We start from the raw sequence: 11,804 nt of genomic DNA, 5'->3' as shown, positions 1-11,804 counted from the left end.
CACATACTCGGCAAATACCAGATAAAGATATTCTCTCTAAAAGTAACTTGTTAATAAGAATTTTATCAGATTCATTCACAAACCAATCCTGACCTCCCTCCACAAATTGACGATTACAATTATTACATAAATAGTTTTGCTTACCATAATGGGTATGACCATTCCTTTTAGTATTTTCGCTATTACAATGACTACAGTTCATCTTTGTTCTTTTTACAAAGATAAAAATAGCATTACATTTTTAGGACTACCTAATGTTTTAATGTAATTAGAATTTTTAATTTATTTCTTCTTTAAAATTCCAATCATAAGGTATTTCCATTGGGAAGGAGTTGCTTTATCTAATAGAGTATCAATTTTTCCAAGAAACTTTCTTTGAGTCTCATTTCTACCAAAACTTGAAAAAAAACCTTTAGTTATAAACTTTAACTCACCAAATTCATTTAATAAAGTTATTACTTCATTAGTTTTTAGATACTTTACTTTCTTGCCCCATTTAACAAACCATTTGCGAGAAATTCTATGCAAAAAAGTAGCTTCTAAATTTTCTGCAAATAGAAGTTTACCACCTGGTTTTAAAGATTTAAAAATTGATTTTAAAGCTATTCTTTGAATTTCCATATCTTTTGAGTCTCCTAATGAAGGAAGAACTGATTTCATTAAAACTATATCAAAATAATTATCGTAAGGAATATCTAAAACATCTATAGCTTCATATGATATATTTTTAGTAACGTCATACTTTGTATGTAAATTCCTTACAGATTCAGAGTCAGAAGGGAGAAAAAGGTCGGAACATATAACGGAATTTCCATAAATAGCTGCCCATAACGATAATCCCCCTTGTCTTGAGCCTATTTCGAGGCATTTTAATGGAGTTGAAATATTAATTTCATCTCCCCAAAAATCCAGACTTTTACTCCATATCTCAATATCCCATTGAATTATATCCTTTTTTAAATTATAGTTCATCTGTATTAAATTCATTATCATTAAAATTTGAAAAAACAATTGCTAAAAACATCCATGTAATTTGATTTTTCAGATATCCGCTATTTTGAGGAGATAGAATTAAAAATAAAATTCCAAATAACGTTAAAAGAAAATTTATTCTTTTATTTGTGGATTTTCTCTCAAGAAAAATTCTTATTGTTAATGAAATACTTAATAAAACGCCAATTAATATACCATAGTCTGTAAAAACTTCAACAAAAAAATTATGAGGGCTAATTGATTCAGGGTGCCCTCGCATATTATTCCCTAAAGATTCATAGCCGCCAGGACCAAGTCCAAACCCATAGGTTTCTTTCAAATAGTAGAACATATTATGAAAATGTTGTAATCTTACTTCGCTGGAAGAAGTATTATAATTATCTGAAGAAATAATTAAAGCATTAAGTTCCAAAAGAGTAATTATGTCTTTAATGTAGAAAACTAGAAATCCCAATAATGTTATAAAAATAGATATGAAAGTCTTTTTATTTTTGTTAAAATTAGCAAAAAACATAAACGACCAGAATATAAGTAACCCTATGAATGATAATCTTGACGATGAAAATAATATAGATATAAAAGTTAAGAGAGAAATTAATATAACTTTCTTTTTATTATTATTAAAGTCTAAATACAATATTGGTAAAGATAGACAAAGAAAGTAAGCGTTATTATTTGGATTACCAAAAAAACCATATGCTATTGGGATTTCTTTAGCATAATCAGGTAACGAATCAACAAAGGTATAATCTAAATGTTTAAATGTAATGAGTTCTATATAATTAATTACCAGATTAATTATACAAATAAAACTTATACTTTTTACTAAAATAGATAAAGAATTCTTAAAATTCTTTAAATAAAATAATATTACTATAAAAGTTATTAATCCAAATACTATATTAAAATAATTTATTAGCGCAATTTTTGAATTTGAAACTAAAAAAAGTGTTATTAGTGGAATAAAGAACCAAATAAAAATCAGCATCTTAAAAATAAATAGTGATAAGCTGTTAAAAAGCCCAAAAATCATATTAATATGTTTTAGCATTATATTAATAAATATGATAACCACTATAATTCTAAAAGCAAAAAGATTTCCACCTAATATATTAATTGGGAAAAGATAAGTACCAATTCCTCCAGAGATAATTAACATTGACAAAATTAAACTATTTTTTTTAAAACTAATTCTTAACATTTTCGTACAATGATAATAATTTATTGCCTATTTCTTTTTCGCTAAACTTTGATATAGCTTCATCTCTTATTTCTTGGGAATTGAAAAAAAATTTACCATAAAGAAAATCTTTCAACTTATTTCCAAATTGATAAAAATCATTAAAAACTAGAATATTCTTTGAACAAAAATCAGAGTGTATACCACCGCAATTGTAAGAGAATATAGGTAAGCCCATTGAAAAAGCTTCCAACATAGATACACCAAAACTCTCATATTTACTTGAATGCAAATATAAGTCGCTATTATTTAATATTTTTTTAATACTATCTCTTGATTGGCTTCCTAATAATATTACTTCTTCAACTAAATTATTGTCATAAATAAATTTAGTTAGCTTCTCCCTTTCTTCACCCTCTCCTATTATCTTTAATTTAAATGTTAAGCTAGGGTTATCGTTTTTAATATCATTTAGTATTTTTAATAATTCAATGTGGTTCTTCAAATTAGATAAATTTCCAATTGTAACAAGATTACTATTGCCTATATTTCCTGATCTATTGGGTTTAAAATATTCTGTATCGACGAAATTGGGTATAATAATTATTTTTGGATTTATATTGATTCTATCTTGTATTAATTTTGCATGCGAAGAACTAACAGTTGTTATATAATTAGCACACAAAAAGCTCTTTTGGATTATGCCTTTAACTTTTTCAACTTCTTTCATATTAAGAAATATTGAAGAATGCTCAGTTAAAATGTAAGGTATATTATATATTTTTTTTATCTTCATTGCGACTAAACCTGCCCAGTAACTATGAGCATGTATTAAGTCAGGTAGTCCATTAGATTTTATGTATTTTTTAAAAAGGAATAAAGTAGAATAAACCCAAAACAATCTTCCTAATCTATATCTGGCTGGTATAAAACTAATTCCTTTCAGTCTCCAGGTTGGTAAATTAGAATCTTCTTGTTCTATTTTGAAAAGACAATAGTTAGAAAACTTAACAATTAAATGTAATCCTAATAATTCAGCATATAAAAGGGCTACATTTATATTTAATTTACGTAAAGAAAGTGCTTGTTCCTTAAAAAAGATCCCTAAGTTGGAATTATTTACTCTTGAGTACCAACTTGGAAGAATTAATATTTTCATTATAGCCTTGTTTAATTATTTTGTCAAATTTTATTTAAAGCTATAGATATATTAATAATAAACTAAGCTCATTGATATATTGCTTTATAATATATAAGCACTACTTTTAAAATATTTAGTAAAATTAAAGCTTTTCGTGGATAGATAACTTATATATAACGATAAAGTAATATATCTTATAGTGTGACCTACAATTATAATAAGGGTCTTAGTAATGCTAAAGTAGTTATTTAACGAAAAATTACTGTTTAAAAATTATTAATAGGTTATTCTTTATCATTTTTAAATCTTTACAATTAATAAATATAAAATCTTGTATTTTTATTTTATATTTCACTTTTAATAATAATAATACTGCTATTGTGCTAATAGAATAAGATATTGTACTAGCGATAGCAGCACCTATTATTCCAAAAGTAGGAATTAATAAAATATCAAATAAAAGGGTAAAAACTAGTGCCAAAACAGCTATTTTTAAATTGTAAACTGGCTTCCCTATCCCCGCAAAATAAGAAGCTATAATGGTATTTATGCTAAATAAACAAATTCCAGGCAGAAGAATACCTAAAATCCAAATGCTACTCTTAAATTCATTTTTAAAGAAGGTTGGTAGTACAAAAAAAGCAATAATCCATATAATACATCCAATAAGAAATGAAACTGTTAATATTATTCTACTTGTAATAGCTATTCGAGATAAATTTTGATTATTTAAAGAATTTGAGGCCACTTTTGGTAAAATTATTGCTGCAAATGCTCCAGGAAGTAACCGTAATCCCTCTGCAATAGAGACTGTAAAATTGTATTCAGATAAGGCTATATTACCTAAGAAGAAATATACAATAAAAATATCAAGCCGATAATTTAAAAATTGTATAAGACTCCCAAAATAGCTAGGAAGAGAAAATTTTATTAATTCTGAGATTATAAACTTATTTGGCTTTTGAATTTTATTATTAACATCTCGTAAATTTTTGATTAATAAAATTGATACTATAAAAAAAGATGAAATGTAAATCAGGATTAGAGAATTAAAATTAAAAAATTTACTAAAGAAGTATTTAAATAAGACAATTAGTATTAAATACAATGAAATTCTTATCAAATCGCTAATGTTGGTTAACCTAAATTTTTGAATTCCTATAAAATATGATTTTAAGTATTGATAGAGTAGATTTAACACTAAACAGCTTAGAAATAGTATCTCAATCCTTACATTTGTACTTGAAAGACGAGCGAAAAAGTCAAAATTAAAAATTAATAGAATTTGATATAAAAGATGTATTAATAAAGTTTGAACTAATGATAAACTGATGAGAAAAAGCAGAAAATTTTTCTGAGTAATATTGTATTTCGAACTTATATATATAATCCCTGTTGGCAATGAAAGACTAATAAAAATATTTCCAAGACTTAAGTTAGCGATAAAAAAATCATAATCTCCCTTTAATTCCGTTCCAAAATACTTTATCAAAAAAATATTTATAAAAATAGAGGCTATACTTTGGAAAACATTTACGAATAATGTAAACGTGCCACTTTTAATCATACAGGTATTTTGGATTGAGAAAGTATATAATTGTTGTGTTTTCTTTGTTTTAAATCCTTAACGTTAAAAATACCTTTATCTTCATCAATATAAAAGAAATTATAACCAAGTTTTGAAAAAATTTCAGATATTTTCTCCCCAACTGTATTATCAATAATCTCAATTAATATTATCGGTTTAAATTTATTCAGGTAGTCTTTCATACCTTCTAAAACTTCCACCTCATGAGTTTCAACATCAATCTTCATTAAATCAATTTTAGAGAGTTTATTAGTAGTTATATATGATTCTAATGTTTGACAATTAACTTTAATAGAAGATTGATTTTGAGGACGATGTGATTTATTTAGACTCCCAGCAGTTGAGTTACTCTCAAATGCAGATGTTCCATAGTTAAAAAAGCTTGCAACACCATTAATATTGGATAGCGCAATGGGCTCACAAATGATATCAAATTGATTTAATGTATTATTTTCGCTGAGGGACTTATAAATATTAGGCTGCGGCTCAAATGCGTATACTTTGCAATCTGTATTTATTGTCTTTGCTATAAGAGAGTATATACCAGTGTTTGCTCCAATATCAAATATTATATCTTTTCCAATACATAATTTTTTCCAAATATTTAAGGACTCTCTTTCCCACTTATTTGATTGACCTAACCAAAAAAATTCATTTTCTATAGTATACATATTGGAAATCATTTTAAAAGAAAGATCATCCAAAATATTTATTTTAACGATTCCATTAAATCTTAACAAACTCCTTATTTTTTTTGTAGGAATCCAAAAAGCTCTGAGTATTTTAAATAAATGAGGTTTGAATGGTATTAATTTATATATTCTTTTAATTATATTTTTCATTTTGTCTATATATTCAGAAATACGTATGCCTTATTTTAAATGTATTATTTTGTAAGAGATTAACATTCTATTTTTTTTTGTTTAAAACTTAAATTTTCTAATTTCACTAACAATTTCTATAGCTTTTCGACATTCCGATAAACCAAATCCATTACCATTTAATATTTCTTTATAACTATTAGTATGGAGTTCTGTAAATCCGTCGGAGAATTCAATTTCTTCTTTTTCCATTTTTAAAGTTCTAAAGGTACGTTTACCTTGAACCCTAGTTTCTTCAGGAATTTGATTATAGTCAATACTTAAAAACCAATTTACATTAGCTCTGTCCAATCGTAAAAGGCCTGCAGCAGTATCACTTTCATGTTGATACACTATATTTTCTTTAATATTTCCAAAAACCCAAAGAAGCATATCAAAAAAATGTACACCAATATTTGTGGCTATTCCACCAGATTTTGAAATATCTCCTTTCCAACTACGATGATACCATTTTCCTCTTGAGGTTATATATTTTAAATCTATTTCATAAACTTTATCTTTAGGCCCATTCAATACTTTTTCTCTTAATGCTATAATACTTGGATGTAATCTTAATTGGAGAATAGTATATACTCTTTTTCCTGTTTCTTCTTCAATTTCTTGTAAAGCACTAATATTCCAAGGATTTAATACTAATGGTTTTTCACAAATTACATTACAGCCTGAACGTAGCCCAAAACGAATATGTGCATCATGTAAATAATTTGGAGAACAAATACTAACAAAGTCTACTTGGTTCCCCTGTCTTCTTAGTTTGTCTATATAACGATCAAAACGCTCAAATTCTGTAAAGAAATCAGCGTTAGGAAAATGACTATCCATTATTCCAACACCATCATAAGGGTCGTATGCTGCTATTAGTTGATTACCTGTCTCACTGATAGCTTTCATATGTCTTGGAGCTATATAACCTGCAGCACCTATTAATGCAAACTTTTTCATGAATCTATTTTGCTAACTTGATTATTGTTTAGTAAATATTTTTCTTTTGATTCTATACATTCGGCAATACCATTTTCATCAAAAATTAAGCGATGCCCATATTCGCTCATCCATCCAACTTGCTTAGCTGGATTTCCTAATACTAAAGCATAAGCTTTAACTTGTTTAGTAACTACTGCACCTGCACCTATAAATGCATATTCACCTATATCATTTCCACAGATAATAGTTGAATTCGCACCTATTGAAGCTCCTTTACCGACATTAGTTTTTAGATATTGATTTTTCCTATTAATTACACTTCTTGGATTAATAACATTGGTAAATACCATAGAAGGACCTAGAAAGACATCATCTTCACACGTAACTCCTGTGTAAATAGATACATTGTTTTGGACTTTGACATTATTTCCTAGCGTTACCCCTGAAGATACAACAACATTCTGACCTATATTACATGAATTCCCAATTATGCAATCACACATTATATGAGAAAAATGCCAGATTTTAGTATCTTTTCCTATCTTACATCCTTTATCAATAATTGCTGTCTCATGAGCAAAAAAATTAATTTTCATAAAAAAAGTGTATTATGTGATCAACAATGTATTGCAATTGATTTTTTGACATCTCTGTATGAATAGGTAGAGATAATACTTCACTACATAGTTGCTCAGAAATTTCTAAACTACCTCCACGCTTCACCAAACTTGCAAATGCTTTTTGATGATGCAATGCTTTAGGATAATATATCATTGAAGGAATCCCTTGATTGCTAAGATATTTTTTTAAAGCGTCTCTTTGGTTATTTTTTACTTTTATTGTATATTGATGGAAAACATGAGTTGATTTTTTTTCTCTGGCAGGAATAATTATATTATTAATATTTCCTAATGCACTATCATAAAAATTTGCAACTTCTTGTCTACTTAAATTATAATTATCTAAATGTTTAAGTTTTTCTAATAAAATAGAAGCTTGTATATTATCTAATCTTGAGTTAACTCCAATAACTTCGTGGACATATTGTTTTGATTGTCCATGACTTGCGATCATCTTTATTTTTTCAGCAAGATAGTTATCATCTGTATAAACCGCACCTCCATCTCCAAAACAACCAAGATTTTTTGATGGGAAAAATGAAGTGCAACCAATATTACCTAAGCAACCCGCTTTTTTAGAAAATCCATTTTTAAATGTATAATTTGCCCCTAAAGCTTGTGCAGTATCCTCAATTAGCGTAAAAGAATGTTGATTAGCTAATTCTATAATGGGTTCCATATCAGCACATTGACCAAATAAATGAACAGGCACAACTAATTTTGTCTTATTTGTTAACGCATTTTTAATTTTATCTACTGTGATATTAAATGTATCATAATCGACATCTACAATTACAGGAGTTAAACCTAATAAACCAATTACTTCCGCAGTTGCTGCATAAGTAAACGCTGGTACAATTACTTCATCCCCTTTTTCTAATCCTAATGCCATTATAGCGATTTGAAGAGCATCAGTCCCATTCCCACATGCAATTACCTTACTAACATTTAAATATTCAGCTAAATTAAGTTGAAATTGATCAAATTGTTTGCCTTTTATAAATTGGCTAGATTCTATACATTCTAGTATGGCATTGTCAATATCTTCTTTAATATGAAGATATTGATTATACAAATCAACCATTTGAATTTTTTCCATAATTTTTTTTTTAGAGTCTACCATCTACTTTCTTTTTATCAAGAACAGATTTTATATCAAAAACCACATGATTCTTTTCTGTTAAAGAAGAAAAATTAAGATAATTAAATTCTTCATGACTCACAGCTAGGACAATAGCTTGATAGTTTGACGTTAATTCATTAACCAATTCTATATTATATTCTTCTTTTACTTCTTCCTTATCGGCCCAAGGATCATAAATTGATATATCTAAACCAAAAGATAACAATTCTGAATATATATCTATAACCCGAGTGTTTCTTATATCTGGACAATTTTCTTTAAATGTTATACCTAAAATTAAAGCTTTTGCACCTTTTATTTGGATTCCTTTTTGTATCAATAATTTAATAACCTTATTTGCAACAAAAAGACCCATATTGTCATTTACCCTTCTTCCAGCCCCAATTAATGCTGGAAAATATCCTAACTGTTCAGCTTTATGAATCATATAATATGGATCAACTCCTATGCAATGTCCTCCTACTAAACCAGGCTTAAACTTTAGGAAATTCCACTTTGTTCCTGCTGCTTCTAAAACTTCACTTGTGTCGATATTCATTCTATCGAATATTAATGAAAGCTCGTTGACAAATGAAATGTTAATATCACGCTGACAATTTTCTATTAATTTAGCTGCTTCAGCTACTTTAATAGAAGGTGCTTTATATGTACCTGCCTTAATTATTGAATTATATAAATTGTCAACAAAATCAGCAACATCAGAAGTTGACCCAGAGGTAATCTTCAGTATAGATGTTAAAGTCCGGTTTTTGTCACCAGGGTTAATTCTTTCAGGAGAATAGCCACAGAAAAAATCCTTATTAAACTTTAAATTACTTTCCTTTTCTATAACAGGCACACAATCATCTTCAGTACATCCAGGATATACGGTAGATTCATATATGACAATGTCTCCTTTTTTAAGAATTTGCCCTATAGTTTTAGAGGCTTTAAGAAGAGGATTAATATCAGGCTTCTTAAATGCGTCAATTGGTGTAGGAACAGTAACTATAAAGATATTTATATATTTAGATTCTATAGGCACAGATTCCAATTTTGATTTAAAAGATAAGTTGTTTGCCTCCTCTAATTGCCCTTTAGTTAATTCTCTTGTTCTATCGTGTCCATTTTGGAGTTCTCTTACTCTTGTTTCATTAATATCAAATCCAATGGTTGGATATTTTTTGCCAAATTCTACAGCTAGAGGTAAACCTACATAGCCTAGACCTATAATAGTAATATGAGTATTATTTATATCCATTATTAAATATTCAACTGTATATTATTTGCTTAAAATTACTGTTCTTTAATAGAATAAATACTAATCCTAATACAGAACCTAGAAACATTGCTCCTAATAGAATTAATAATTTCTTTGGTTCACTTTTTCTCGTTGGTACCCTGGGAGGCTCTAAAATTTGAAAAACCGGGGTTTCTTGTTGTAACTTGATTTTAGCTTCTTCATACTTTTTAAGTAATTCATTATAAAAAGATGAAGACATCCGATATTCCGACTCGATTCGTTCTCGTTGAACATCAGCAGATTGTAAACGAATAGTTGGTAATTGAAATTGGTCACTATATTGTGCCTTTTTTGTTTGATTACTATAAAATTTCCCTCTAGCCATATTAACTCGTTCTTCCAAGAAATCAAGATCCTTTTTTAACTTATCTACCCTATAATTTTTAATATATTCTGTTAAGTAAACCATTGAGAAATGGGCAATATCTGCCGAAACAACAGGGTCAGGCATTTTAACCGATATAGTTATAATACCGCTCTTTTTGTCAATGTTAGCTTGTATTCGCTCTTTCAATTCTAAAATTCTATCTTCATTTAATTGATTTAATACAAGAAAACCATTTTCCTTAACAGGAAATCTTTTATTTTTTCTTTCAGGAATCTCCTTTCCTTTTTCTATCATTTGATGATAGAACTGTTCAAAGGTTAAATTTTTGTTATTTTTAGTAGTAACTTTATAATGAAGAAGTGATAAAAAGAATGGTGTACTCTTTAATATGTCTGGATATAAATCAGGTCTAATAGCTTCTGTACCCTCTAGAGTGGCAATATCAACTCCAGCTAAACTAGCTAGTCCCGATAAACCACCAAATTTATTGTTTTTTGATTGAACTTCTGGCAGAATTTTACCTTCTGATGTGAATTGTTCAGGTAAATAAAAAGCATACCACAAACCAAGGCTAACAAATAATATAAATATGAGCAAAAAGTAATATTTTTCTTTCCAAATGGCTTTCAAAAACGCTTGAAAATTAATTCTTATAATATTATTTTGTAAGTCTTCCATACTTTAAGAAACTGTTTGAGTTAAGTCTTTAATTTTTTTATAAATAATTTGATGAAGGCAATTTTAACAAAACTCTCACTATTGTCTGTTAATCTCTCAAAATCCTTGCTTAAACGCCTATAATGATTCACCCATGCAAAACTGCGCTCAACTACCCACCTTTTAGGAGATACCATCATTTTGCCATTATTAGCAAGTTTTGAATAGGTTTTTACAATTTCTAATTGACATTTGAGATGCTTTTTTACCCAATTAAACAAATGTCCTCTATATCCTTTGTCTGCAAATATTTTCTTTAATCGTGGAAATTCTACACTATTTTCAATCATCTTAGCTAAAACTAATTGGGCTGATTTACTGTCATGAATATTAGCCGGATGAACTTTTACAGCTAGTAAATTCCCTAAAGTGTCTGTTAGAATATGTCGCTTTCGACCCTTGATTCCCTTACCTCCATCTACTCCCACCTCCTTCGTTGAAAAGGAGGTATTCTTTACACTCTGAGAGTCTATTATTGCAGCACTTGGCGTCTGTTCTTTCCCTAAACCTTTCCTTTGTGCCTCTCTTAGTTTGCTGACTATCAAATCATAAACCCCTTCATTACTCCATTTCCTGAAGTACCGCAGCGGCGGCCGCCAGTAAACCGTTTGCCAAGGAGGAAAATTATCCGGCAAATCTCGCCAATTACAACCATTCTTACACAAATAGAATATCCCCTCTAAGATTCTTTGGAGCTCCCATTTGGGCTTTCTTTGGTTTTGTAAATACTGTGCTATATATTGCCATCGCTTCGGCGCTCCGATCGGTAGGGCTTAGGTCTGCGGACGTCGCGCGGTTGTATATTTTTTCTTCACAAATCAAATTTACAATATCTTTGGCTCTACCTTTTTTTATGTAATTAACTCAAACAGTTTCTAAGTTTTTGTCTCAAATGCAATTAATTGGACACTTTAATTGATTTAATTGTTTTGTAAATCAGCTTCATGAATGGGATTTTTCATGTCTACATTCCTTTGAAGTAAATATTTATAGGGGCTTTTATACC

Annotated in this window: 11 protein-coding genes; all 11 read right to left on the bottom strand. The window is 28.4% G+C overall.

The genetic code is table 11. The annotated features are described in order from the left end of the window. Nucleotides 1-282: 282 nt before the first annotated feature. The 11 genes from H1R81_RS27160 to H1R81_RS27110 all read right to left on the bottom strand — a co-directional run bounded on the left by H1R81_RS27160 (nt 283) and on the right by H1R81_RS27110 (nt 11,535). On the bottom strand, nt 283-987 hold the full coding sequence (locus H1R81_RS27160) for a class I SAM-dependent methyltransferase (protein WP_181843912.1): 705 nt from the start codon (nt 985-987) through the stop codon (nt 283-285). Then, nucleotides 962-2,194, bottom strand: coding sequence for an O-antigen ligase (locus H1R81_RS27155; RefSeq protein WP_181843911.1), 1,233 nt, complete (start codon nt 2,192-2,194; stop codon nt 962-964). Before H1R81_RS27155 ends, H1R81_RS27160 begins: the two co-directional genes overlap by 26 nt. Then, entirely contained in the window at nt 2,181-3,332 is a 1,152-nt protein-coding gene (locus H1R81_RS27150) for a glycosyltransferase (protein WP_181843910.1), read from the bottom strand. The genes H1R81_RS27155 and H1R81_RS27150 overlap by 14 nt, the downstream gene beginning before the upstream one ends. A 241-nt stretch (nt 3,333-3,573) precedes the next feature. Continuing rightward, on the bottom strand, nt 3,574-4,881 hold the full coding sequence (locus H1R81_RS27145; protein WP_181843909.1) for a polysaccharide biosynthesis C-terminal domain-containing protein: 1,308 nt from the start codon (nt 4,879-4,881) through the stop codon (nt 3,574-3,576). Continuing rightward, nucleotides 4,878-5,744, bottom strand: a complete 867-nt coding sequence (locus H1R81_RS27140) for an FkbM family methyltransferase (RefSeq protein WP_181843908.1) — start codon at nt 5,742-5,744, stop codon at nt 4,878-4,880. The genes H1R81_RS27145 and H1R81_RS27140 overlap by 4 nt, the downstream gene beginning before the upstream one ends. Before the next feature lie 81 nt (nt 5,745-5,825). Continuing rightward, complete coding sequence (locus H1R81_RS27135; protein ID WP_181843907.1) at nt 5,826-6,725, bottom strand: Gfo/Idh/MocA family protein; 900 nt, start codon at nt 6,723-6,725, stop codon at nt 5,826-5,828. Then, complete coding sequence (locus H1R81_RS27130; RefSeq protein WP_181843906.1) at nt 6,722-7,303, bottom strand: acyltransferase; 582 nt, start codon at nt 7,301-7,303, stop codon at nt 6,722-6,724. The genes H1R81_RS27135 and H1R81_RS27130 overlap by 4 nt, the downstream gene beginning before the upstream one ends. Then, nucleotides 7,293-8,426, bottom strand: a complete 1,134-nt coding sequence (locus H1R81_RS27125; RefSeq protein WP_181843905.1) for a DegT/DnrJ/EryC1/StrS aminotransferase family protein — start codon at nt 8,424-8,426, stop codon at nt 7,293-7,295. The genes H1R81_RS27130 and H1R81_RS27125 overlap by 11 nt, the downstream gene beginning before the upstream one ends. A 10-nt stretch (nt 8,427-8,436) precedes the next feature. Further along, the gene (locus H1R81_RS27120) at nt 8,437-9,711 is read right to left on the bottom strand and encodes a nucleotide sugar dehydrogenase (RefSeq protein ID WP_181843904.1); all 1,275 of its coding nucleotides are present in this window, start codon (nt 9,709-9,711) and stop codon (nt 8,437-8,439) included. Nucleotides 9,712-9,721: 10 nt separating this feature from the next. After that, nucleotides 9,722-10,759, bottom strand: coding sequence for a GNVR domain-containing protein (locus H1R81_RS27115; RefSeq protein WP_181843903.1), 1,038 nt, complete (start codon nt 10,757-10,759; stop codon nt 9,722-9,724). A gap of 20 nt (nt 10,760-10,779) precedes the next feature. Continuing rightward, on the bottom strand, nt 10,780-11,535 hold the full coding sequence (locus H1R81_RS27110; RefSeq protein ID WP_409013577.1) for an IS5 family transposase: 756 nt from the start codon (nt 11,533-11,535) through the stop codon (nt 10,780-10,782). Nucleotides 11,536-11,804: the final 269 nt, after the last annotated feature.

Origin of the sequence: Emticicia sp. BO119 (assembly GCF_013912375.1) — a bacterium.
GTDB lineage: Bacteria > Bacteroidota > Bacteroidia > Cytophagales > Spirosomataceae > Emticicia.
The sequence above is the reverse complement of the archived record's forward strand: the minus strand, read 5'-3'. Positions and strand labels throughout refer to the sequence as shown.

What these genes read in the sequence shown, in the direction of transcription:
- H1R81_RS27150 (WP_181843910.1), bottom strand. Translation starts at nt 3,332, where the DNA reads ATGAAAATATTAATTCTTCCAAGTTGGTACTCAAGAGTAAATAATTCC.
- H1R81_RS27135 (WP_181843907.1), bottom strand. Translation starts at nt 6,725, where the DNA reads ATGAAAAAGTTTGCATTAATAGGTGCTGCAGGTTATATAGCTCCAAGA.
- H1R81_RS27140 (WP_181843908.1), bottom strand. Translation starts at nt 5,744, where the DNA reads ATGAAAAATATAATTAAAAGAATATATAAATTAATACCATTCAAACCT.
- H1R81_RS27125 (WP_181843905.1), bottom strand. Translation starts at nt 8,426, where the DNA reads ATGGAAAAAATTCAAATGGTTGATTTGTATAATCAATATCTTCATATT.
- H1R81_RS27115 (WP_181843903.1), bottom strand. Translation starts at nt 10,759, where the DNA reads ATGGAAGACTTACAAAATAATATTATAAGAATTAATTTTCAAGCGTTT.
- H1R81_RS27145 (WP_181843909.1), bottom strand. Translation starts at nt 4,881, where the DNA reads ATGATTAAAAGTGGCACGTTTACATTATTCGTAAATGTTTTCCAAAGT.
- H1R81_RS27120 (WP_181843904.1), bottom strand. Translation starts at nt 9,711, where the DNA reads ATGGATATAAATAATACTCATATTACTATTATAGGTCTAGGCTATGTA.
- H1R81_RS27130 (WP_181843906.1), bottom strand. Translation starts at nt 7,303, where the DNA reads ATGAAAATTAATTTTTTTGCTCATGAGACAGCAATTATTGATAAAGGA.
- H1R81_RS27160 (WP_181843912.1), bottom strand. Translation starts at nt 987, where the DNA reads ATGAATTTAATACAGATGAACTATAATTTAAAAAAGGATATAATTCAA.
- H1R81_RS27155 (WP_181843911.1), bottom strand. Translation starts at nt 2,194, where the DNA reads ATGTTAAGAATTAGTTTTAAAAAAAATAGTTTAATTTTGTCAATGTTA.